The following is a 23662-nucleotide window of genomic DNA, read 5'->3' on the forward strand; positions in this document are numbered from 1 at the left end:
TAGCGGCACCAGCGGTACAGCGGGAACCCCGGGCGGAGAGCGAGGGTCAAATACAGGGAAGCTAAGAGGCAGGAGAGATGAGCAGGTTATCATACTGGTATTCGGGGCTCAGCCGCGGGGCTAAACTGGGCATAACCGCCGGGGGCGTCGCCATGGCCATTATCACCGCCGTCGCCATCCTCTACCTTGTGCTCACCCCGGACAAGGTCGAGGTGCGCTACGGCACCATCGTCTGGGACCCCATAGACGGACACGTGTGGGAGGATAACACGCAGACCATCTGGGTGGAGGCCTCCGAGGCGGGCAACTACAAGGTGGAGCGCATCGAGAAGCTAAGCCCGGAGCACGAGGAACAGAGGGCGAAGCTCGAGCAGGAGTTGGCGGAGCAGCAGCAGGCGCAGCAGTCCAGCGGCTTCGAGAGTATAGAGTCCGCCTTCCCCGCTGACACCTTCGCGCAGCTCAATGCCCTGCAGCAGAACATCGAGACCACGGGCCAGGACATCATATCGGGCATGGAGATGGCCAACCAGATCTACACGGCGCAGTTGACCCTCATCGAATACCGCAACCAGGCAGCCAACTTGGCCCTGCCGCCGGAGCTGGAGGGGTTGAGGGCCCAGGCGCTCCAGGTGATGGACATGTACATCAACGCCTGCGACCTCTACCTCGACGCCATAGCCAGCGGCGACCTCACCCTGGTGGACCAGGCCAACGCGCTCATCCAGGAAGCCAACGGCATCGTCCAGAGCCTCATCCCCTCGTATTGATCCCATGCTGATGCCCGATCCAGCGCATGCATGCGGCCGGCGATGCGTAGCGCCGGAGCCAGCATTCATGATGGCCCCAAGCGCCTTTGTAGAAGACCCACGCTTGTTCTATTGATCCTGAAGCAGCATAACAGTTACGAACCACCAGGGCCGACGTTTTACGCCAGTACGTGGGGTCAGGTCTTGTTTTTAGATATGGAGGGCTTGCGTCCTTGCAGGTAAAAGGAGGTAAAAAAGGCCATACATACCGGGGTATCCAAGAAACAAGACCTGACCCCATCTACTATGGTAGATTCTAGGTTCAGGGTTTATGAGGGCGGGGCCGATATCGAAAGGGTAACCGAGCAGGGACACGGGGCTACCTGTTCCACGGAGAACCAAGGAGAAAAATATGGAAGAGGGCGTTCAGGAGAAACCGAAGCTTTTGTTCCGTCTGCTGGAGGGCGCGTTCATGGCCCAGTTCTACGTCATCAAGGCCCTGTCCTACGTACTCCCACCCTCCGCGATCTACTTCATACCCAAGGCCATGGGCTACGCCTTCTTCTATGCCCGGCCCGGGATGAGGCGCAGGCTGGCGAGGAAGATGACCGACGCCATGCCCCACCTCACCGACCCCCGTGAGCTGGACCGCTTGGGACGCCAGGTATGCAGCGGAGTGTTCATGCCCCTCTTCGACATCTTCGTGCTGGCGCGCCACGGCGACCGCTACATGCGCGAGCTGCGCCTGGTAGGCATGGACATCCTCGAGGAGGCGGAGGCCCGGGGCAGGGGCGTGATCTTCACCGGCGCGCACACCGGATCCATCGGCATCATCCACGCCGTCATGGCGCGCCTCGGCAAGCCGTACACGCCCATCGCCTTCAACCCCAAGGACACGGTCATGCCGCGCTACGTCGAGACCCTGGAGTTCTGCAGTGGTATCCTCGGGTGCGACGTCGAGGAACCGGTCTTTTTCGTGGGCGAGGACATCATCCCCAAGGTAAAAGAGCACCTGAGGGCGGGTAAGCGTATCGGCCTCACCTTCGACATCGGAGGCAGCGGCATCGTGGAGTTCTTCGGGCGGCCGGCGGCACTGGCCACCGGCGTCGCGCATTTCGCATACGATTCCGGGGCCCCCATAGTCAACTTCTCCTTGCGGCGGGGCAAGGGACCGTTCGACAACACCCTCAAGATCCAGGGCGTCGTCGATTGCGACACCGGCGCGGAGCGCAAGGGCGAGGTACTGCGGGTATTGCAGGAGGTCGTCAACTACGGCGAGGAGATCATCGGGGAGATCCCCGGGCAGTGGATCAGCTGGTTCGGGCTGTGGAGCTTCTGGGACGGCGCCCGCGAGATCATGGAAGGCAAATCCAAGAAGCAGGGTTGACGCAAGGTCGGTCGGTTGATGTTAGCGAGCGATGCGAGCAGTGACGGCAGGGAGATTGGCGGGACCGATGCCGGCCTTTTCCTGCAGGTGGTGGAATTCGCCCTTCTGGGCCTGTTTCACCTCAACCGCCTGCTTTCCGTCTTGCTTACGCCGGAGATGATGAAGGCGCTCTTCATGTCCGCCGGGTACATCACCTACTATGCGTTCCCCCCCATGCGACGGCGGCTGGACGGCAAGATCCGTGCGGCCATGCCGGAGGCAGGCGGAGCGCGGGATATCTCCCGCATCGGCCGGCGCGCCTGCTGCGCCCTGCTCATGCCCGCCCTGGAACTCACGATGATGCACCGCCACGGAGAAGATTACATGCGGGGGCTGCGGGTGGAGGGGATGGAGCACCTCGAGGGGGCCGACGCCGCCGGCAAGGGGGTCATCCTGGTCGCCGTCCACCAGGGGGCCAACGCCACGCGCATCGCGGTGATGTCCCGCCTCGACAAGGCCTATACCCCCATCTTCCTGCACCCCGGCGAGTCGCCGGTGGAAAACTATTACAGTACCCTGGCCCTCTACGGCCAGGAGCTGGGCTGTGACCGGGAGTGCCCCGTGTTCTGGACCGGACAGGACACCGTGCGCAGGGTACGCGAGCACCTGGAGCGGGGGAAGCGCGTGGGCATCGATATCGATGTGCCCGGCCGTTGCAGGGTTGATTTCTTCGGCCGTACCGCCTCCCTGGCTGACGGGATCGCGCGCTTCGCCCTGGATACCGGCGCGGCCATCGTCCCCTTCCAGCTGCTGCAGGGGCGGAGGGCCCTGGAGCACGTGCTGAGTTTCCGCCCGCCCATCGCGGCCGCCTCCAGCGGTGACCGGGAGGCGGATATCCGCTCGATCATGGGCGAGGTCGCGGCCACCGCCGAGGACATGGTCAGGGACGCCCCCGGGCAGTGGATGAGCTGGTTCGGGATACCCGGTCTGTGGGGGCAGACCTGCGACAGCGGGAGAGGAGGGTGATGATGCGTGTAGCCGACGACATCCTGCGATGCCCGGTATGCAAGGGCCCCTTCGACCGCAGTGACGCCTACCTCACCTGTCCCGCCTGCGCCACCGCCTACGCCAGGCTAGACGGTATGTGGGACCTCATACCTCCCGGCTCTTCCGCCCTCAAGCTCTCCGAACGGGAACACTATACCGAGAAGGTCGACTACTACCTGAGCATGCACTCCACCTGGTGCGGCAGCCCCTTCTACAACCACTACCACGCCGCCTTCCTGGAGGGATTGCGCAGGCTGCCCCGCGGCTCACTCATCCTGGAGACGGGGTGCGGGCTGGGACACGACGGGCTCGAGCTGCTGCGTGATGGCTATCGCATGGTGGAGACGGACATCTCCCCGGGTTCGCTGGCGGAAGCCAGGCGACTACACGCCGGGGAAGGTTTCGCGCAGACCTCGGCGCACCTGCTGGTGGACGCGGAGAACCTGCCCTTCGACTCGGGGTCTTACGACGGTGCCTTTACCGTCGCCTCCCTGCACCACCTGCCCGACCCGCTCACCGCCCTGCGCGAGATCAGGCGCGTGCTGAGGCCCGGCGGCATCTTCGCCCTGGGCACCGAGCCCAACAGCTGGCAGAACCATACCATCTACCCCCTGGGCAAACTGCTCTTGGGACTGTTCAAGCGCATCGCCGGCAAACCCGTCGCCGTGGAGGAGATGGTCTCGGAGGCGGACAAACTGACGGAGGGCTTCTCGGCCCCCCAGCTCGCGGGGCTGCTGCGCGAGGCGGGCTTCGAGCGGGTGGCGCTGCAGCCCGCAGGCTATATCTCCGCGGCCCTGTTCTTCCTCTCCACCGAGCTGTCGCAGACGGTCGGCCGCACCCTGCGCGCCTTCCCCCTTGAGAAGGCGGCCATACCCGTCGACGAGGCGCTGGGCAGGCTTCCGCTGCTCTCGCGCTATCCATGGCACTGGAACGCCGTCGCCTACCGGCCGGGGGTGGTGGGACGATGATGGGGAAGCGGGTGACGACCTCAAACCCGGCCGTGGAGGCAATTTTGTTACGATGTTGTTACGAACGGGTTGTTTTTGTGTGACTTACCTTGAAGTAACTTGATAAATCATCTAAACAATGTTAGATAATATGTATACGGTTTTCGGTATGGTGACTGGGTAAACAAGCAGACGAACGAGGGCAGTATCAAGCAAGCAAACGGGCACTGACGGGGGGTGTTGGAGGACAAAAACGCGGGCGCAAAAGGTTTTGGTCCACTCGGGCGAAGAATCAATTTTCGTGATCCTTCCTTTTTATCCCGATAAACGGCCTTGACCCCGGTTCCCATCCTCTGCATCTCACCGTTAATTCCTCCGATAGAACAGGAGGGCAAACGCCGGACGTAAGGACGAGACGGAAGGCGCCGAGACGAAGAAGGGCTGACGAACAGCGATGAGGGTTGCCCTGGTACACGAATGGCTTACAAGTATAGCGGGCTCGGAGAGGGTGCTTCTGACGTTACATGAGATGTACGCGGACGCTCCCATCTACACCTCTGTCTTCACCCCGGAACAGTTCCCGCAGCTCGCGGGCTGCGATGTCAGGACCTCTTTCATGCAGAAGGTGCCCTGGGCCAAGACCAAGCACCAGGCCTTCCCCTTCCTGCGCACGGTGGCCTTCGAGCGCTTCGACCTCTCCGCATATGATGTCGTCATCTCCTCGGGCCATGCCGAATCCAAGGGAGTGATCACGCGGCCGGAGACCCTGCACATCTGCTACTGTTACACGCCCATCCGCTACTACTGGAGCGGATACCACCATTACCTGGAGAACCCGCGCTACGGCATCCTCAACCCGCTGGTCAAAGCGGCCATGCCCTACATGACCAACTACCTGCGGGTATGGGACCGCTGCGCCGCGGACCGCGTGGACCTCTTCGTGGCCATCAGCGAATACGTGGCGAAGCGCATCCGGAAATACTACCGCAGGGACGCCGACGTCATCTATCCTCCCGTGAACACCTCGTGGTTGAGCATATCCCCCACCGTCGACGACTATTTCCTCCTGGCGGGCAGGCTCATCCCTTATAAGCGCGCGGATATCGTGGTGGAGGCCTTCAACCGCCTGGGACTGCCGCTGAAGATAGTGGGCACGGGGACGGAACTGGACGCGCTGCGCGCGGCCGCCGGCCCCAACATCGAGTTTCTCGGCCGGGTGGGCGACACGGAACTGGGGGAACTCTACTCCCGGTGCCAGGCCCTCATCTTCCCGCCGGAAGAGGACTTCGGGATCGTGCCGCTGGAGGCCATGGCGGCGGGCCGGCCGGTCATCGCCTACCGCGCCGGCGGGGCCCTCGAGACGGTGGTGGAGGGCGAGACCGGGATGTTTTTCGATCGCCAGGACGGGGAATCTTTGATGGAGGCCGTAAGGGATTTCGATGCCGGCCGTTTTGATCCACATCGAGTTAGGCGCCAGGCCCTCGCCTTCGATGTGGAGGTTTTCAAGGAGCGTATAGCGGCTTACGTGGAGAAGGCGTGGAGACGCTTTGAGCATAATCCGGCTACTCTCAACAAAGCGGGGCACCTGGTAAGCGTGCCCGCACCGCACACGAAGACGGAGGAGGAGCATGGACAAGCAACTGACGAAAAACGGGTTGTCTGAGACCGAGATCGTCACCTCGGAGGTGGAACTCTCTCTGCAGGCGTCCGCGGGCTTGGCGGACGAGGAACTCATGGCCATCCTCTCCGAAGCGGAGATGAGCCTGCTGGAGCGGCCGGTTTCCAAGCAGGTCGAGGTCGTGGTGCGGGTCGCTTCGCGCCTGCTCATGGACGGGTTGGCGTTCTTCCTGTCCATGTGGGTCGCCTACTGGATCCGCTTCGAGAACGCCTACGTCTTGCGGACCTTCCCCCCCGAGAACCTGGTGTCCTTCGGCGGCATCGCCATGGCCATGCTGCTGGCCTCGCCCGTCCTCTTCTTCGCGCTCAAGATATGCGGGATGTACGACACGCGCACGCGCGTGCGCATCCTCGACCGCATCCCCAAGATCGTGGGGGCGGTCAACGTCTATCTGATCTTCCTGCTCATCATGTCCTTCCTCCTGGACTCGTCGGTCTCTACCCGCGGGTTCCTGGTCTTCTTCTGGATGCTCTGCATCCTCTTCCTGTTCACCGGCCGCCTGGTGCTACAGGTGCTGCTCTCCGCGGCCGGCATCAACGATGTGGTCATGCGCAACACCCTCATCATAGGCTCGGGAAAGGTGGGCAAGGAGGTGGCGCGCAAGCTTATCCACCACGACTCCTTCGGGCTGCGCCCGATAGGCATGATCGACGACGATCCACTGTATAAGGAATTCCAGGAACCGGAACTGAACGGCCTGCGCGTGCTCGGGGGGCTGGACGACATGTCCCGCATCATCGGGGATTTCGACGTCGAGAAGGTGGTTATAGCCTTCACCAACGCGACCTCCGAGAAGCTCCTGGACGTGGCCTCGAAATGCAACAAGGCGGGCGTTGAGTGCTCGATCATCCCCCGGCTCTTCGAGGTGATCACCGACGAGATAACCGTGAACGAGATCGGCGGCATCCCCCTCATCCGCCTGCGGCAGAAGAAGATCGAGGGCTACCGCAAGCTGCTCAAGGCCGCCGAGGACTACGTACTGGGGACCATAGTGCTCCTGCTCACCTGGCCCATCCTCGTCGTGACCGCCATCGCGATAAAGCTGGACTCGCCCGGGCCGGTATTCTTCAAGCAGAAAAGGCCGGGAAGGAACGGCAAATGCTTCAATTGCCTGAAGTTCCGTTCCATGGTGGACGGCGCCGACAAGATGCAGGCCGAGCTGGTCAACGGAAACGGGAACCTGGACGAGAACTGGCTGATCTGGAAGGACCCCGAAGACCCACGCATCACGAAGGTCGGCAAGTGGATACGCAAGTTCTCCATCGACGAGCTGCCGCAGATCTTCAACGTCCTCTCCGGCAAGATGAGCCTGGTGGGGCCCCGGCCCTCCCTCAAGGAGGAATACAGCTGCTACAAGGAGTGGCACTTCCAACGGCTGAACGTGAAGCCCGGCATCACCGGGATGTGGCAGGTGAGCGGCCGCAGCGACCTGCCCTTCGACGAGATGATAAAGCTCGACCTCTACTACATCGAGACCTGGTCGCTGTGGACCGACTTTAAGATCATCATGCGCACTTTCTCGGCGATCATCTCATCCAACGGCGCCTACTGAAAAGCGGCCCGTGCAATAGCGTAGGGGGGTTTGGGGGGAACCGGGTGGCCCCACCGCCACCCGGTTTCGTATTGCCCGTTGATTGAAACCCGGCCTGCGTCAGCCCCAGGCGGGCGCGCCGTTTCCACGCATGAAACACATCCCGGCCCAGCAGCCAAAGGACACCGCCACCCCCACAGCGAAGAAGACTTCGAGGCGCGCGAGGCGGGACCCGTTTCCGGACGTTCTGTCCCCGATGTCTGCACGGTCCCGTTTCCCCGCCGCATCCCCAAACCATGGGTGGCTATGGACAAGGAGGCGGGCGGTGTTCGAGCACGACGACTGGTGGTCGCTGAAACCCTACCGCATGTGGCTGCGGCGCTTCGGCGGCGCGAGCTGGTTCACCCTGGGCATCATCGCCATCGTCACCCTCATCTTCCTGGACCTGATGGCCACCAAGTCCCTGGTGCTGCCCATCGTCATCGCTGCCGCCCTGGGCGTGATCTTCCTTCCCCTGGTCAACTTCCTGGCGCGCTGGCACGTCCCGCGCTGGCTCGGCGCCGTCATCTGTATCATCATCATAGCCCTGGTCGCGGGAACCGTCGCCATGATCGTCCACGGCATCGCCACCCAGGGAGAGTCCATCGTGCAGACCATCGAGGACGCTTTCGCGGATATAGAGACCTGGTTGGGCGACGCGCGGATAAGCCAGGACATCGCCGGCTGGGCCGAGTCCTCCACCGAGACGGCGTATAAGAACCTCACCGGCGGGTTCGCCTCCAAGCTGTTCAACGGACTGGCGAGCATGGCCTCCCTGGGGCTCGGCATGTTCCTCAGCTTCTTCATCCTTTTCTTCGTGCTCAACTACGCCCACCGCGGGGCGGAAAAGATCGGAGCTGTGAACCGGACGTGAGCGTGCTGTCGGCCGCGATGTGGGGTGCCATCGGGGCGGCGGCCCTTCTCATCGGGGCCGCCATCGCCATACTCCACAAGCCCTCCGAGCGGATGACCGGCATGGTCATGGGGTTCGGGAGCGGCACCCTCATCAGCGCCATCGCCTACGAACTCGTCCCGGAATCGACACTCGGCGGGGGCTTCTGGATAATGATCGCGTTTTTCGCCGGGGCCCTCACTTTCTTCGCGAGCGACTGGTTCATCGACCGCCTGGGGGGCGCGCACCGCAAGGATATCAGCGGGGGCGAGGGGGGAGGCTCGGGCATGGCCATCTTCCTGGGCACGCTACTCGACGGCGTGCCGGAGTCCATGATCCTGGGGATCGGTCTCGGATTGGGCGGCTCGGTGAGCACTGCCTTCCTCTTCGCCGTGTTCACCTCCAACATCCCCGAGGGCGTGGCGGGGACGGTATGCCTGCAGGCCGAAGGGCGTTCCGACCGGAGGATACTGCTCATGTGGCTGTCTCTTCTCCTGGCCTCCGCTGCCGCCGCCGGCCTGGGTTACCTCTTCACCGAACAGGCGAAAGTCATCGAGGGCGCATACCTGCAGGCCTTCGCGGCGGGAGCCATGCTCACCATGCTCGCAGACACCATGATGCCCGAGGCGTTCAAACACGGGGGCAAGGTGGTGGGCCTGTTCACGGTACTGGGGTATCTTGCGGCGGCCGTGCTCTCCGTGCTTGAGTGAGTGACACAAAGGGCGCTCATCTGCTAGTATGTGTGTCAAGTCGCAGGTCACACCGACATGAGGGGAGGACAGCGATGTCCGGGCGCGGTAAATGGTCGGTGGTGATCGTCGCCTGCATGGCCATCTTCATCATCGTCCTCGATTCCTCGGCGATGAACGTCGCCATCAGCAAGCTGGTAGAGGACCTTCACACCTCCCTCAGCTTCATCCAGGCCATCATCGCCATCTACGCGCTGGTGATAGCCTCCTTCATGATGCTGGGGAGCAAGCTCCAGGACATCCTGGGCAGGAAGCGGACCTTCCTCATCGGCACCATCATCTACGGGTGCGGGACGCTCATCGCCACCTGCAGCCTCAACGCCTGGATGCTCCTGGTCGGCTGGGCGCTCCTGGAGGGGGTGGGAGCGGCCATGATGCTCCCCGCCACCACCACCCTTGTCAGCGCCGCTTACACCGGCAAGGACCGCGTGCTGGCCTTCGGGATCTGGGGCGGGATCGCCGCGACCGGCGCCGCCGTGGGGCCCATCGTCGGAGGCTTCTTCACCTCCTATCTCACCTGGAGGCTGGTCTTCGCCTCCGAGATACTCCTGGTCTTCGCCATCCTGCTGCTCAGGTCCCGCCTGAGCGAGTCAGAGCCCGAACTGGGGTGGAAGGACCTGGACAAAGGAGGGGCGGTCATGTCCATCATCGCCATGTTCCTGTTCATCTTCGGAGTGCTGCTGCTGAGGACGCCCGACTTCTGGCCCATCGTCCCCCTGCTGACCATCCCGGGTATCGCCCTCTTCGTGGTCTTTCTCTGGTACCAGGGCGGGAGAAAACGGCGAGGCAAGGAGCCGCTCTTCGACACCTCCCTGCTCAAGAGCCGCGCCTTCGACCTCGGCAACCTGACCTCGATGATCCAGCAGGTCGCCCTGGCCGCGGTGCTTCTGGTAATACCCATCTTCCTGCAGCAGGTCAACAAGGTGAGCCCGATGATGACAGGGGTGGCCCTGCTCCCCCTGTCGCTCTCTATCTTTGTCTTCTCCCTTGCCGGCCGCCGCTTCCTGATCCTTCTGCGCCGTCCCAAATACGTGGTGATGCTGGGTTTCGCGGTGGCGGCGGTGGGGCTGTTCCTGCTACGGGACGACTTCTCTGTGAACACTATCTTGCCCGACCTGATCCTGGGATCAGTGGTTCTGGGCGTGGGTATCGGCCTGCTGCTCTCCCAGCTCACCGAGATCACCATGTCCGCGGGCGGCAGCGGGCAGGAGGCGGACGCCTCCGGGTTCCTCAACACCTCGAAGAACCTGGGTTACTCAATGGGTACGGCCCTCATCGGGGTGCTGCTCCTCCTGGGGTTGTTCAGCGGCCTGGTCACGGAGATAAGCGGTTCGAGCCTGGCCGTGGGGATGTCCGAGGAGCAGGTACAGGAGAGCCTGGTGGAATACGTGCAGAGCATGCAGACCTCTCCCCCGCCGGGCATCCCGGAGGACAAGGTCCCGGAGGCGACGGAGGTCGTGGACTCCGCCCTCTCCTCCGCCATGGAGATGTCCTTCATCGTCCTGGCGGCGGTCATGCTCCTGGGTCTGGCCGCATCTGTCTTCCTCCCGAAAACGGAGCCCAGGAAGGACGCCGGGGACGGATGAGGCCCGCCGTCCCTATTGCCTGCCGCGCATGGGGATTAGGCGCAGAAGGGGCTTGGCCACATCGGTGAGAAGGATAAGTACCGCGACCGCCGCCAGGCAGATACCCCACTGCTCCCGGGACAGCGGCACCGTATCGAATATCCCCCCCAGCAGCTCCAGCTCGGTGATGAGGAAGACGCTCAGGATGCCCCAGAGGAAAGAGAACCATAGCTTCGGGTTGGTGAAGGTCTCGCGGCGGAAGACGCTGCTATCGGGGAAGCGCAGGCTGAGCGCGTAGACGATGGGGGCGCAGGAGAATACCACGAAGGCCATGGTGCGCCCTACAACCTCGGAATCGTAGTGAGCCCTTCCCCAGTGGAAGACCGCGACCACCGCAGCCGCTATGATCAGGCCCGAGAAGGCGACCTGGGCCGCATAGCGCAGACCGAGCACCGGCTGGTCGGCCGGCCTGGGTTTGCGCTGCATCAGTCCCGGTGTCGGGGTGTCGTATCCGAGCACGGCGCCGACGGGCACGACCTCTCCGAACTTGATCCACAGTACCTGCAGCGGGTTGAAGAGGGTGACACCGACGAACAGGCTAGTCCCCAGAAACGCCAGGATGAAGGCCACCAGGTTGGACATCTGCAGGCGTACGAACTTCATCAGGTTGTCGTAGACCACCCGTCCTTCCTTGACGGCGCTGACTATGGTGCCGAAGTTGTCATCGGTCAGGATCATCTTCGCCGCTTCCTTGGAGACGTCCGTTCCCGTGATGCCCATGGCGATGCCGATGTCGGCGGTCTTGAGGGCGGGAGCGTCGTTCACTCCGTCGCCGGTCATTGCGACCACATCCCCCTGCGCCTGCAGGATCTCGACCAGGCGCACCTTGTCATGGGGAGCGACGCGCGCGATGATCCCTATATCCTCGACCTGACGCGCGGCCTCTTCCTCGTCCATCGCCTCGAACTCCTGGCCGGTCACCGCGCGCCCCTCTATGCCCAGCTCCTCTGCGACGGCGGCCGCGGTGACGGCGTGGTCCCCGGTGATCATCCTCACCCGGATGCCCGCTTCCTTACACGCGGAGATCGCCTCCCCCACCTCGGAGCGCGGTGGGTCGGCCATGCCCACCATGGCCGTGAGCACGAGGTCGTTCACCTGCGCCAGCAGGTCGCCTTCCGCCTCGAAGGAATCGCGTTCAAAATCACGGCTGGCCACGATCAACTCGCGCAGGCCCTGCTCCGCCAGCTCGTCGTTGGCCTCCAAGACACGGGCACGCAGCTCATCGTCCATGCTCAACACCTCGCCGTCCCATTGGCGCACGAAGGAAGAGCGGTCGATGACCTTGTCCGGCGCACCCTTGACGAAGCAGCGCACGACCTGTCTGCCCGTCTCGTCGCTCATCTCGTGGAAGGTAGCCATGAGCATGTACTCGGAGTCGAATGGCAGGGTGGCGACGCGCGGATAATAGGCCCGCGTCTCCTCCGCGTCGATCCCTCCCTTGGCCGCCAGGACCACCAGTGCGCCCTCGTTGGGGTCGCCAACGCATTTCCCGTCCTTGATGGTGGCATCGGAGCAGAGGACCATGGGAAGGAGCACGGCGTCCAGGTCGGTCTCCCCCGCCCCCGCCACACGCTGGATATCCCCCTCGAGGCCGTAGCCCTGGCCGGTGACGTTGTAGCGCATCCCGGGCAGCAGCAGTCTGCGCACGGTCATCTGGTTCATGGTCAGGGTGCCGGTCTTGTCGGTGCAGATGGCGGAGGTGGATCCGAGGGTCTCGGCCGCGGGCAGGCTCTTGACGATGGCGTTCATGCCGGCCATCACCACCGTCCCCATTGACAGGATGGTGGTGACCACCGCGGGCAGGCCGGCGGGGATGGCGCCGATGGTGAGCGACACCCCGAAGAGGAAGATGGTGTCGAAGGACTCGTCCTTGGAGATGCCGACTATGAGTACGGTGATGAAGGCCGCCGCCGCCAGCACCAGGATTATCTTCACCAGGTAGTCGATCTGACGGGTGAGGGGCGTCTCCTCCTTCTTCCTGCCCTGCAGGGAGCCTGCGATGCCGCCCACCTCGGTGGACATGCCCGTCTCCGTGACCACCATCTCGGCGCGGCCACGTGTCACCGTGGTGTTCATGAAGACCATATCGGTGCGGTCGCCGAGGGGCACGTCCACGGATGCGACCGGGTCCGTGTTCTTGAGGGCGGAGGTGCTCTCCCCGGTCAAAGACGACTCCTCCACCTCCAGGGTGGCGGCCGAGACCAGGCGCCCATCGGCGGGGATGCGGTCACCCTCGCGCAAGAGCACGATGTCCCCGGGGACCAGCTCCCCCGCCGCGACCGCGATGACCTCGCCGCCGCGGCGCACCCTGGCCTCGGACAGCAGCATCTCCTTGAGCGCCTCGATGGCGCGGCTGGCCTTGCTCTCCTGCCGCAGGCCCAGCAGGGCGTTGAAGACGGTCACCAGGAGCACCAGGACGAAGCTGGGCCAGTTCTGGATGAGGGCAGCCACCACTGCCGTCCCCACCAGCACCAGCTGCATGAGCGGGCGGTACTGGCGGAGGAAAGCCTTGAGGAAGGTCTCCTTCTTGGTCTCGGCAAGCTCGTTACGGCCGTATGTGCGCAGGCGGTCGGAGGCCTCATCTCCACTGAGGCCGTTTGATGGATCGACTTCGAGCCGCGTCAAGCTCTCCTCTGCGCTCAATGCATGCCACGGGACCGGCGCGTTCCCCGGACTTCCCGGACTTGGCTCCTCCGCGGTAGTGGTCATTTCGGACATGGCGTTTCCCTTTCTATCGCAAGGTTAAAGACCCTTGATGAACCGGCGCGTAGTGAAGGACATGAAGAGTTACCGTACCACTCTGATGACGTTACCCCGACCCGCGTGGTAGGTCGGGGTAACGAGAAGTCTGGCCGCTCTTACATCTACTACGGAGTCTGTGCCTTGCTCACCACGATGGTGACGGTGCTACCCTTGCGCGCCGGCTGCCCCGCGGCGGGACTCTGGCTGATCACGATACCCACCTCGATCAAGCTGCTGGCCTGCTCCACCACTTTCACTTCCAGGCCGGCGTTCTCGAGCTGCGATACGGCCGTGCTTTCCTCCACCCCCACTACGTTGGGGACGATGATGTTCTCGACCTCCCCGCCGACCTGCAGGACGACGCTGACTTCGGGAGTGATCAACATCCCGCTCAGGGGAGACTGAACCAGTACCGTCCCAACCCTGGTCTCGTCGAGCACGGTGCTGTTCTCGGCTCTGATATCCTTGATGCCCATCCCGTTCAGGGTGTTCACCGCCGCCGACTCGCTCATCCCCAGCAGGTCGGGCATCCTCATTTCAACGGTCACAACAGCGGTGACGGTACTGCCCTCGTCCAGGGTGGTACCTTCGACGGGGTCCTGTGCCACAATCACGCCTTCCTTCTGGAGTTCGCTCTGTGCATAAGTCCCCTGCGGCCGCATATTCAACCCTATGTTACTAAGGGCCTGTGTGGCCTGCTCCTCGGTAAGGCCGACGATGTCTGGTACGGTCACCGTCTGAGTCCCGGAGGCCTCGATCAGGACCATGACCACCACGACAACGGCGATCGCGCATAGCGCGATGACGGTGATCCACACCCATTTAGGAGGTGATCCCAGCCCGCCGCCTGGCTTGCCTTTCTCAGACATCTTTCCCCTCCCTCTTACGCGAGTTACGTATCACCCCGGTATCATAAGGGATCGGTCTTACCCCATCTTCGCCTTGATCTTGGCCACGCGCTTGTCGTACTTCTCCTGCGAGATCTGTCCCGATTCCAGCATCTGCTGCAGGGCGTAGAGCTGCTCCGTCGCCTGGGCGGTCTTGTAATATTCCTGGTTCTCCCGCACCTGCTTCGCTCTTTCGACGTCCTGCTCGGTGACCGGGCGGGCAATGAAGTAGATGAGCATGCCGAAGAGCGGGAAGATGAGCACGAAGATCACCCACAGCGCCTTGGCCCAGCCGGAGAGGTTGGGACGCTGGAAGATGTCGCACAGGGCGAATATCCAGACCATCATCAGCGGGATGTAGATGAAGAAGACCACCAGCCATTCCCAGAACTCCATTTTCCCTCCTATCTCCGTCCTCCCCGGGCAAGGGCGGACGGATAATCAAAGCATCGGCGGCGCCTGCGGACCAGCATTAAAGCAGCTTGGCCTTCTGGGCCTGGAACTCCTCCTCGCTGATGACGCCCTTGTCCTTGAGCTCGGAGAGCTTAGCCAGCTTGTCGGTCACGTCCGCCGCCTGGGCGGCCTGCATGCTCTTCTCGTACTGCTGCTGCCGCTGCACGTCCTGGGGCAGGATGGGGCGGGCGATGAAGTAGATGAGCATGCCGAAGAGCGGGAAGATGAGTACGAAGATCACCCACAGCGCTTTGACCCAGCCCGAGAGGTCCACGCGCTGGAAGATGTCCACCAGGGTGTAGATCCACAGCATCATCATGGGGATGAAGATGAGGAAGAGGAAGAACCAACCCCAGAAGTCCATCTGACATCACTCCTTTCGGTAAATGCTTTCCGGTCTCTCACAGTCAACGAACGATAAATATCAGCATCACGTACCATAGAACTCGGGACGTCCCCGGCATATGCCTATTCCTTTGGAAAGAAGCCAAGGCCCGCCGTCCCCGGACCCACGTGGCAGCCGATCACCGGACCGGTCTTGCACAGAATCAACTCCTCGGGATCGAAGTCGAGCTTGCCCTCAACCCTGTTGCGCAGCTCGTCCGCCCTTTCCGGGTCCTCCACGTGGCTGATGCCCAGGCGGATCTTTTTACCGCCCGCCTTGGCGATGGCGATCTCCACCAGGCGGTCCATGGCTTTCTTCGCCCCGCGCACCCTCTCCTGCACGTCGATCATGCCGTGGATGAAGAGGATGGGTTTCATCTGCAGCATGGTCCCAAGCAGGGCCTGGGCGCCACCGATGCGGCCGCCGCGGTGCAGGTACTCCAGGGTAGCGACCATGAACATGAGGGTGCTGTCCTTGATCAACCTGCCGGCCATGGCCTTGAGCTCCGCCATGTTCATCCCCCGGTCCCGGGCCTCGGCCAGTTCCATGGCGATCATGCCCAGCAGGCCGGTGGTGAGGCGCGAGTCTATGATCTCGATGGGGAAGTCGCCCATCTCCCGCGCCGCCATCCTGGCCGCGTCGCAGGTGCCGCTGATGCCCTCCGAGATATGGATGCTGAGCAGGGCGTCGTAGCGGTTGGCCATCTCCTGATAGGCCTCCAGGAACTCCCCGGCCGCGGGCTGGGAAGTGGTGGGGAAGGTGTCTGAATGCTTGAGACGCCGGAAGAACTCCTCGTCGGTTATATCCATCCCTTCCCGGTAGGTGACGCCCTCGAAGATCACCTTGAGGGGTACGACCTTGATGTCGTATTTGTCGATGTACTCATCATCAAGATACGAAGTAGAGTCGGTTACAATGCCGATGTTTGCCAACATTTTCCTCCCTGCTCGATCGACGCACTATATTATTCTGTCCTGCCCGCTGGTAACCATGCCAGACGTGGTCGCCGGAATCCCCGGCCATCCTCGTTGCCGAACGCCCCATTCATCGACCCGGGTCAGTCAACCACAGATATAGTTTCCCACCTTGCGAGAAAAATAAACATGGCATGGAAAGTGCCTCCTTCTTATTCCAGGGATACGCCTGCGGGCATGAGTCCGTTCCTCTCCAGCAGTACGCGGATGTAGGCGTATATCCTGGCCACCTCCTCGCGCTTGAAGCGGACGTGCCCGCCCCCCGGGATGGTCACCAGTCCGTTCCTGACCCCCGCCCGGTCGAGTGCCTCGTGCAGGCGCACCGCGTGGCCGTAGGGGACGACGGGATCGGCGTCGCCGTGGATCATCATGATGGGCGGGAGTCCCGGGCGCACCCAGGTGATGGGCGACATCTGCCGGGCCAGTTCCTCGACATGGGGCGTGGTGCCGAGCCAGGCGAGAGCATAACCCTTGCGGTTGGGCCCGTCCAGGAGGTCGACGACGTCGGTGACGCCGGACCACTCGATGATCGCCGCCACCTCCAGTTCCTCTTTACCTGCCTGCCTGGCGGCGTAGAAGCGCCAGATCATCTCCTGGCGCTCCGCGTCGTTGCTGCCCGGCACCTCCCAGTCGAAGCCCGCGGAGGAAGGCAGCATGCCGGTCATCAAGGCCAGGTGGCCTCCCGCGGAATGGCCGAACACCACTATCCTGCCTGAGTCGAAACCGTACCTGTCCGCATTGTAGATCACCCACCTCAGGGCGGCGCGGCAGTCCTGCACCGCGGAAGGCGCGGGAGAGATATGGGCCATGCGGTACTGCACGTTGGCCACGGCGAAACCCATCTCGATGAAGGGCAGGAAGATGAGCGCGAACTGTTCCCGTTCACCGCTGATCCACCCGCCGCCATGTATGTAGATGAGGGTCGGGACCTTCTCCTCCAGGCCTTTCTCGGGCAGCCACAGGTCGAGCTTGCACTCGTAGTTGTTGGCGACGACATAGGTCAGGTTGGGGATCATCTTGTAACCGATGAGGATCCTGGTAAGGACGTCGTCGACGGGATTGACCTCGATGCCGGCGAATTCGCCATGCCAAGGTTCTCTCATATCCGTACCTTTCTCAAGGTGGCAGGGACGGCCCTGGACGTGGAAGTCCCGCTAGGGAAGCGCCCTTCGTGCCGTCAGCTCTTATCTTCTCACTTGACCGAAAAGGATACCGCCAGGGCGCCGTCGTCACGCCTCAGCTCGAGCTTACCTCCCCTGATGGTGTAGCGGGCTGCGCTCTGCAAGGCGGCGAGGTAAGCCGCCTCCTGCTCCGCCAGCGCCGGGTCGCTGGAAGCCATCATGGTTGAGGCCAGGGGACCTATGGTTATCTCGATCCCGTCCACGCTGTACTGCCCACTGAAGGTGTTGACGCCCGAAGAGCCGGAGACCTTGCCGCCCGTATCGAATAGCGCGGTAAGCTCACTGCCGGAGATGGGGGACACCACCGCCTCCTTGCCGTTGTTGTAGCCGGTCACGATCCAGTCCGTGCCGGCGAGGGCGGGGGCTTCCTCCTCCACATAGGAGAGGATCTCGTTGCCGTCCTTGTCGAAGATGGTCAGGCTGCCGCCGGATGCGGTGAAGGTGGACGACTCCTGCAAGGCGGCGAGGTACTCCCGTTCCAGCTCCATCAGTTCCTCGGGGCCGGCCATCATCGTGGTCGCCGCCATGCCGATGGTGAGGTCCGCGCCGGAGAGCTCATACGGTGCGGTATAGGTGTTCACGCCGGAGGAGCCGCTCACCCTGCCGTTCTCGAAGAGGGCGCCCATGCCGAACTCCGGGTTGACCGCCTTCTCCTGGCCCTGCTCCGTGATGGACTGCAGTGCCCAGTTGATACCCTCGAGTTTTCCGCCCGAGCCCCCCTTCGCACCGCCGCATCCCACCAGAAAAACGGCTATAGCCACAGCCGCCGCCACCGGCACGTACCTGACAGATCTCATCGGCTTCTCCTTAAGAAGTTGGAAAAGGTCGGTTTCTCCAAGACACCACCGTATCCGGCCCAGGTCCGGATACGGTGGAGAGAACGGAGTTCCTACCCCAGTATGGCCGCCTTCTGGGCCGCGAATTCCTCCTCGGTGAGGATGCCCTGGGCTTTCAGCTGCCCCAGGCGCTCGAGCTGCGCCAGCTTGTCATCCGTGCTCGCAGCGGGTGCCGGCGGTGGCTGCGAGGGCGCCTGCTGCGCGTAGACCTGCTGCCCCGCATTGGCGTAAGCCGCCACGTTTTTCTCGGCCTGCCTGCGGTTGACCGCGTTTGCCGTCGCCTGGGCGGTGCCGGCGATGACCGCGGTGCGGGCCATTCCTCTTACTAGTCCTGGCATCTTGCGCCTCCTTTACTCCACGCCGATGGCGACGAGGGCTTCTTCCATGATCGGTCCCGGGATGCGGAAGGTCATGGCGACCTCTCCCCCGACTCCCAGGATGGCGTTGCGCAGGCCCACGGCCCAGGTGTTCTCGATGGCCAGGGCCATCACCGCGGAGCCAGGCACCATGCCCTCGATGAGGGTATCCGCGTCATCGGAATCGAAGAGGCCGCGCGTCCCCGTCTCGATGAAGCCCAGGGCCGCCTTGTCCTCCGGGTCGAGGTCCTCCAGGTCCAGGGTGAGCGCGAGCCCGTCCTCCCCCTTCACGATGACCATGGCGTCGAGGACGCGAATCGCCCCCTGTCCGGCGCGCATCTCCAGTTCCGCGAGGACGCTGCCGTCGAATCTCGGCTCGCCGAAAGCGACGAGCACCACGTCTACCGGTCCGAGTTCCATACCGCACCTCCTGCGTCATCCGGCAGGTACGCCGCTATCCAAAGCGTACTGCCGCTTGTTCTGCCATCTATCCCGATAAGAGCCGGCAACGGGCTTCCGGCCCTGGAATCCCGCCGGAACAGTCCCCATGACGCCCATGCCGGACATCTGCCATCGCAGGAATTATCTTACCCATGCGCAAGGCGGTTTTAACAATATCTCCTTCACGAGAAGGAGAGGGGTATGGCTGTTTTTCGCGCTTGCCTCGACGCCACGGTTTAAATCTCATTATACAGGGTACAATGAGTCGAAGGAAGATGTGGACCCTGGGCGAAACCCTTATATATGGGGCATCAAGATCTGCGGCCTGTTAACCATGGTCGCGTAGAGCGACCGCGATAAGAAAGGAGTGTGTATGGAAGACGCCGAGATGCGAGAGGCAGTAGGGATGTTCGCGAAACTGTGGTGGATCGAACTGGTCATGGGGATCCTGTGGATCGTCGTATCCCTGGTCATCCTGCAGTTCGAGGAATCCTCGCTGACCACCATCGGCATCATCGTAGGGATAATGTTCATCGTCGCGGGGCTGCAACAGTTCTTCATCTCCTTCATCGCCGAGGGATGGAAATGGCTGTGGGTGGTCTTCGGGATCCTGTTCATCATCGCCGGAATCGTGGCTTTCGTCTACCCCAAGGAGACTTTCGCCGCGCTGGCGGACGGACTGGGCTTCCTCTTCCTCCTGGTGGGGATCTTCTGGATCATCGAGGCCTTTGCCGGCAAAGAGGACAACCCCCTGTGGTGGTGGGGGCTGGTATCCGGGATCATCATGATCGTGCTGGGTTTCTGGGCGGCCGGGCAGTTCTGGTTCACCAAGGTTTACATGCTACTGGTCTTTGCGGGCATCTGGGCCCTGCTCACCGGGATCACCGACATCATCAAGGCCTTCCAGATAAAGAGACTGGGAAAGATGGTGGCTGCCTGATAGAAGGAGGTAGGCAATGGAGGAGGGAAAGGGCTACGGGTGGATGGTCTTCGCTTCCATCATCCTGGTGGTCGTGGGCATCTTCAATATCGTCTGGGGGATCACGGCGCTGGCCAGGGACGAGTACCTCATCAACCAGGTGCTCTTCGCCAACCTGACCTTCTGGGGGTGGTTCTATCTCATCCTCGGTATCGTCGGGACCTGCGCGGGTTTCTCCATCCTCGCCAAACAGCAATGGGCCCGCTGGTTCGGGGTCATCTGGGCTGGAGTCAACATGGTCCTCATGTTCATGGTCATCTGGGCCTATCCGTTGTGGGCGCTGGCCATCATCACCCTGGACACGCTGATCATCTACGGCCTCGTCACCTATGGGGGGCGCGAGGAAGAGACGGCGGCGTAGAGCGAGTACCCAAAACAGGACAGCCGGCTGCGGCTCTGGACCACAGCCATCGCGAAGGGTAGCATCGGTCGTTTTCGAATCGGCCTGTAACCTGACGCCCGTATGCCCGTGCGTACAGATTTACGGTTAATCCAGGGCCTCTGTGGCAAGAATAGGTACTGGCGGTGTATCGCGAGGAAGCAGCCTTTCGGCTGTATGCGGAGGGGAAGAGCCTTAAACGGAGGGAGCAGCCATGAACGGCGAGAAACCCGGCGGGGGGGAGAACGAGGAGCAGCTCAGGGCGGAGATCGCGCGGCTGAAGGCGGAGAAGGCTGAGCTGCAGGCGAAGCTGGATGCGCCGAGGGCGTCCCGGGAAAGGCACTTTCCATGGCGCGGCATCGTGGCGTGGATCCTCGTAGTCCTCGCCTGTTTCATGGCCATCCTCTCCCCCATCGCCGTGTGGGCGCGGGCCAACTTCCTGGACACGGAGCAATTCGTCGAGACGGTTGGACCGCTGGCTGGTGACGAGACCGTTGCCAAGGCACTCTCGGACGAGATCTCGGCCCGCCTCTTCACCGCGCTGGAGATCCAGGAGCGTATCCGGGACGCCCTCAATGAGTTCCTGCCGGAACAGCTCGACTTCATCGCCGGGCCCATCGCCAGCGGCCTGCAATCGCTGACCAACAAGATAACCTACGAGGTCCTCACCAGCTCACAGTTCGAAGCGGTCTGGTACAAGATCCTGGAAGTGACCCATTCCACCGCGGTGGGCATCATCCGGGGAGACAAAGCCATCACCCTGGAGAGCAACGGTGAGGTGGTGCTGGACGTCGGGGAGCTGGTGGCCAACGTCAAGGACCGGCTGGTGGAGGCCGGCCTCACTTTCCTGGAAAGGGTGCCCATCCCGCAGTTCAGCAAGGAGATAGTGCTCTTCGAGTCCGACCAGCTGGGCATGGCCAAGACGGGAGTTGAGATCCTCGATACCCTGAACTGGTTCTTGCCCCTTATCGCCCTCGTCCTCTTCGCCGCCGCGGTGCTGGTGTCGGAGGACCGCCGCAGGTTCCTGATGATCTCCTCCGCGGCCCTGGCGGTGGCCATGGCGCTTTCGTTGATGGTCCTCAACCTGGCAAAGGGAGAGCTGCTGGGGCAGGTCAGGAACCCGGCCAACCTGGACGCGGCCACCGTGATCTGGAACCAGCTCACCACGGGCCTCATCAAGGCGAACACGGGCCTGCTGGTCCTGGGGATCGTCGGCGCCGTGGGATTCGCCATCGCCGGCCCCTACGCCTGGGCGCTATGGCTGCGGGACAAGACGGGATACCTCTTCAGGCTGCAGCGCGAACGCCGCCTCGAGGGCAAGGAATCCGGCCCGGTAGGGATCTTTTTCGCAGCCCATATCTGGGGCATGCGGGTAGCGGGCGCCGCCGTCCTCTTCGGGATCCTGTGGTTGATGCGCCCGCTCAGCGGCGTCAAGGTCATCGTGGTCCTGGGCATATATCTCATCTATCTCGTCATCTGCGAGCTGCTGCGGGGCAAGCTGCCGGAGGCGGAGGAGGAGGGACCGGCCGAAAAGGCGGCTCCCGGTGACGGCCCGGAGGGACCGAGCGGGGAAGGAAGCGTCGACCCCGGGAAAGAGCCCGAAAAGGAAGGGGCGGAAGAGGAAGAGGTAACACCGGGAGGTGGCGCGGCGGAGCAGACGGAGGACGGATAACCGGGCCGCGCACGCTTACCAGCCGGCTCGAAGGAACGGTTCACCGGGACGGGCCCCCGCCCGTCCCGGTCTCATACATCTTCCCTGGGCAATTTGAGCTGCACGCCCTGGGGCTCATCCATCCCCCCGCCACCGGTTTCCCACCGCAGCTGCAACACGTGCACGATCTCCGCGCCGAGGAAGATGAGGATGCCCACGACGTAGAGCCAGAGCACGATCCCCAGCACCACCCCCAGCGAGCCGTAAAGGGCCTGGTTCTTGGAGATCTTGGTGAAGTAGATGCCCAGCCCGTATTCGGCGGCGTCAAGCAATAGCGCGGCGGTGATGGCGCCCCACAGCACTTCCTTCCAGCCGGGCCTCACCAGGGGGATCCTGCGGTAGAGGACGGCGAAGATCAGCGTAGAAGCCAGGGGGCTTAAGAGCGCGCCGAATACCACGGCCAGGGTTGAAAGCACCGGGCCCGTCTCGCGGTTGAGCCACGAGAAGAACTGGGAGGAGACGAAGGTAACGGCGAGCCCGACGATACCTACCAGCAGCAGCAGAAACATTACCCCGAAAGCGAAGAGTTTCTTCTTGACGAAGGACCTCTTGTAGGTCTCCCAGACCTCCTCGAAACCGGTCTGGATGGCGTAGGTGATCTTGCTGATGGTCCACAGCAGGCCGATGATGCCCAGTATGCCCACCACGTTCCTCAGCCGCACCAGGCTTTCCGAAGCCGCGTTCACGGTCGAGGGCATATCCGGCAACACGTTCCGGATGGCCTCGGTGACCTTCTGCATGACGTCGGAGTTGTAGCTGAAGATGAAGCCGATGACGGCGGCGATGAGCAGGAAGAGGGGAAAAATGGCCAGGAAGGCCGAGTAGGCGAAGTTTCCCGCGTGGAGGCTCATGCCATGGCGGAAGAAGTTGCGTATGGCCTGATCGATAACGGCGATAAAGCCGTATCTCTGCGCCAGGTGCCCGTAGAGACGTCCAGCACGTTGGGTGGCCTTGCGCGACCACCGCACGATGAGCTTTGTTTTCTCGTTCAACCGTTCTTTCCAGGCCATACTGGCTCCTCCATGATCAATGGACAGGAGACCGTAGAAGAGGCTGCATCCCCGATGAAGGCGCCCTTTCCCGACCGTGCTATTCTACTACGATTTTTCCCCGGATTCCCTAGCCCATGATATATTTGGCACCCCGGATGGAACAATATTGTATGATTAACGCAAGGAGTCACTGACCCAGGTCGTTGAACTCCATATAACGTATCCGCCGGAAGGCGCCGAGGTAGGAAGGAGTGGGAGGATGAGAAAGAGCATACTGGCATCCGTGGTCGTCCTGTTCATGCTGGCGGGAGCGATAGCCACCTTCGCCGGCTGCGGAGACGGCGAGGTGGCGGAGAAGGTGCAGTCGCTGACCTCCAGCAGCCCGGAAGTACAGGAGCTGAAGAGCGCCCTCACGGTCATGCTGCAAACCGGCACCTACGAGAGCATGGATACCTTTGAGGCCGCCTGGGCGGACGTGGAGAGCGCCTACGACGACGTGGTCACCGCCGCATCGTCAGCCGGCCAGGATATAGGAAACCTCGAAGACGCGTTTGCGGGACTAAAGGATGCCATCTCCGGCGTTACCAGTGACGCTTCCCTCGAAACGAAGGTCGATGATATAAAAGACGCCGTGGAGGAGATGCAGGATGCCGTGAAGGCCATCTCTCCCACCGCAACGACCAGCGGCTAGGCGTGGCCGCCCCGAGCGGATCATACAGCTCCTCC

General features: G+C 62.7%; 23 protein-coding genes. 13 read left to right on the forward strand and 10 right to left on the reverse strand.

The genetic code is table 11. The features are described 5' to 3' along the window. Window positions 1–77 precede the first annotated feature (77 nt). From AB1384_07310 to AB1384_07350, 9 genes are all read left to right on the forward strand, one after another. On the forward strand, window positions 78–767 hold the full coding sequence (locus AB1384_07310; GenBank protein MEW6554077.1) for a hypothetical protein: 690 nt from the start codon (window positions 78–80) through the stop codon (window positions 765–767). Between the two features lie 391 nt (window positions 768–1158). Beyond that, on the forward strand, window positions 1159–2133 hold the full coding sequence (locus AB1384_07315; GenBank protein MEW6554078.1) for a hypothetical protein: 975 nt from the start codon (window positions 1159–1161) through the stop codon (window positions 2131–2133). Window positions 2134–2151: 18 nt separating this feature from the next. Continuing rightward, the gene (locus AB1384_07320) at window positions 2152–3138 is read left to right on the forward strand and encodes a lysophospholipid acyltransferase family protein (GenBank protein ID MEW6554079.1); all 987 of its coding nucleotides are present in this window, start codon (window positions 2152–2154) and stop codon (window positions 3136–3138) included. Continuing rightward, window positions 3138–4127 (forward strand): methyltransferase domain-containing protein, encoded by a 990-nt coding sequence (locus AB1384_07325; GenBank protein MEW6554080.1) that lies wholly within the window; start codon window positions 3138–3140, stop codon window positions 4125–4127. The genes AB1384_07320 and AB1384_07325 overlap by 1 nt, the downstream gene beginning before the upstream one ends. A gap of 487 nt (window positions 4128–4614) precedes the next feature. Further along, complete coding sequence (locus AB1384_07330) at window positions 4615–5769, forward strand: glycosyltransferase (GenBank protein MEW6554081.1); 1155 nt, start codon at window positions 4615–4617, stop codon at window positions 5767–5769. Beyond that, complete coding sequence (locus AB1384_07335; GenBank protein MEW6554082.1) at window positions 5735–7336, forward strand: sugar transferase; 1602 nt, start codon at window positions 5735–5737, stop codon at window positions 7334–7336. The genes AB1384_07330 and AB1384_07335 overlap by 35 nt, the downstream gene beginning before the upstream one ends. 304 nt (window positions 7337–7640) lie before the next feature. Next, window positions 7641–8228 carry an AI-2E family transporter gene (locus AB1384_07340; GenBank protein MEW6554083.1) on the forward strand — a complete coding sequence of 196 codons (588 nt, stop codon included), beginning with the start codon at window positions 7641–7643 and terminating at the stop codon, window positions 8226–8228. Further along, a complete protein-coding gene (locus AB1384_07345) occupies window positions 8225–8956 on the forward strand; it encodes a ZIP family zinc transporter (GenBank protein ID MEW6554084.1) in 732 nt (243 codons plus the stop codon). Before AB1384_07340 ends, AB1384_07345 begins: the two co-directional genes overlap by 4 nt. Before the next feature lie 74 nt (window positions 8957–9030). Continuing rightward, window positions 9031–10581, forward strand: coding sequence for an MFS transporter (locus tag AB1384_07350; protein MEW6554085.1), 1551 nt, complete (start codon window positions 9031–9033; stop codon window positions 10579–10581). Window positions 10582–10593: 12 nt separating this feature from the next. Here the strand turns inward: AB1384_07350 and AB1384_07355 are convergent, their stop codons facing one another. From AB1384_07355 to AB1384_07395, 9 genes are all read right to left on the reverse strand, one after another. Next, window positions 10594–13338, reverse strand: a complete 2745-nt coding sequence (locus tag AB1384_07355; protein ID MEW6554086.1) for a cation-transporting P-type ATPase — start codon at window positions 13336–13338, stop codon at window positions 10594–10596. Between the two features lie 149 nt (window positions 13339–13487). Then, the gene (locus AB1384_07360; protein ID MEW6554087.1) at window positions 13488–14231 is read right to left on the reverse strand and encodes a PASTA domain-containing protein; all 744 of its coding nucleotides are present in this window, start codon (window positions 14229–14231) and stop codon (window positions 13488–13490) included. A gap of 57 nt (window positions 14232–14288) precedes the next feature. Further along, window positions 14289–14645 (reverse strand): PLDc N-terminal domain-containing protein, encoded by a 357-nt coding sequence (locus AB1384_07365; protein ID MEW6554088.1) that lies wholly within the window; start codon window positions 14643–14645, stop codon window positions 14289–14291. A 76-nt stretch (window positions 14646–14721) separates the two neighbouring features. Continuing rightward, window positions 14722–15066 carry an SHOCT domain-containing protein gene (locus tag AB1384_07370; GenBank protein ID MEW6554089.1) on the reverse strand — a complete coding sequence of 115 codons (345 nt, stop codon included), beginning with the start codon at window positions 15064–15066 and terminating at the stop codon, window positions 14722–14724. A gap of 104 nt (window positions 15067–15170) precedes the next feature. Continuing rightward, complete coding sequence (locus tag AB1384_07375; GenBank protein MEW6554090.1) at window positions 15171–16022, reverse strand: DegV family protein; 852 nt, start codon at window positions 16020–16022, stop codon at window positions 15171–15173. Between the two features lie 191 nt (window positions 16023–16213). Beyond that, window positions 16214–17164, reverse strand: a complete 951-nt coding sequence (locus tag AB1384_07380) for an alpha/beta hydrolase (protein MEW6554091.1) — start codon at window positions 17162–17164, stop codon at window positions 16214–16216. Window positions 17165–17253: 89 nt separating this feature from the next. Next, complete coding sequence (locus AB1384_07385; protein MEW6554092.1) at window positions 17254–18039, reverse strand: META domain-containing protein; 786 nt, start codon at window positions 18037–18039, stop codon at window positions 17254–17256. A 92-nt stretch (window positions 18040–18131) separates the two neighbouring features. Beyond that, a complete protein-coding gene (locus tag AB1384_07390; GenBank protein ID MEW6554093.1) occupies window positions 18132–18416 on the reverse strand; it encodes an SHOCT domain-containing protein in 285 nt (94 codons plus the stop codon). Window positions 18417–18428: 12 nt separating this feature from the next. Next, on the reverse strand, window positions 18429–18854 hold the full coding sequence (locus AB1384_07395; GenBank protein ID MEW6554094.1) for a DUF6325 family protein: 426 nt from the start codon (window positions 18852–18854) through the stop codon (window positions 18429–18431). Between the two features lie 394 nt (window positions 18855–19248). On the opposite strand from AB1384_07395, the gene AB1384_07400 reads away from it, so the two are divergent. From AB1384_07400 to AB1384_07410, 3 genes are all read left to right on the forward strand, one after another. After that, a complete protein-coding gene (locus tag AB1384_07400; protein ID MEW6554095.1) occupies window positions 19249–19815 on the forward strand; it encodes a DUF308 domain-containing protein in 567 nt (188 codons plus the stop codon). Window positions 19816–19831: 16 nt separating this feature from the next. Continuing rightward, the gene (locus AB1384_07405; GenBank protein MEW6554096.1) at window positions 19832–20215 is read left to right on the forward strand and encodes a hypothetical protein; all 384 of its coding nucleotides are present in this window, start codon (window positions 19832–19834) and stop codon (window positions 20213–20215) included. Window positions 20216–20447: 232 nt separating this feature from the next. After that, window positions 20448–21905 carry a hypothetical protein gene (locus AB1384_07410; GenBank protein ID MEW6554097.1) on the forward strand — a complete coding sequence of 486 codons (1458 nt, stop codon included), beginning with the start codon at window positions 20448–20450 and terminating at the stop codon, window positions 21903–21905. 71 nt (window positions 21906–21976) lie between these two features. Here the strand turns inward: AB1384_07410 and AB1384_07415 are convergent, their stop codons facing one another. Continuing rightward, the gene (locus tag AB1384_07415; protein ID MEW6554098.1) at window positions 21977–22954 is read right to left on the reverse strand and encodes a YihY/virulence factor BrkB family protein; all 978 of its coding nucleotides are present in this window, start codon (window positions 22952–22954) and stop codon (window positions 21977–21979) included. A 241-nt stretch (window positions 22955–23195) separates the two neighbouring features. Between AB1384_07415 and AB1384_07420 the strand changes: the two genes are divergently transcribed. Further along, window positions 23196–23627, forward strand: a complete 432-nt coding sequence (locus AB1384_07420) for a hypothetical protein (protein ID MEW6554099.1) — start codon at window positions 23196–23198, stop codon at window positions 23625–23627. The last annotated feature ends 35 nt before the right edge of the window (window positions 23628–23662 follow it).

Source organism: Actinomycetota bacterium (assembly GCA_040757835.1).
Classification (GTDB): Bacteria; Actinomycetota; Geothermincolia; order Geothermincolales; family RBG-13-55-18; genus SURF-21.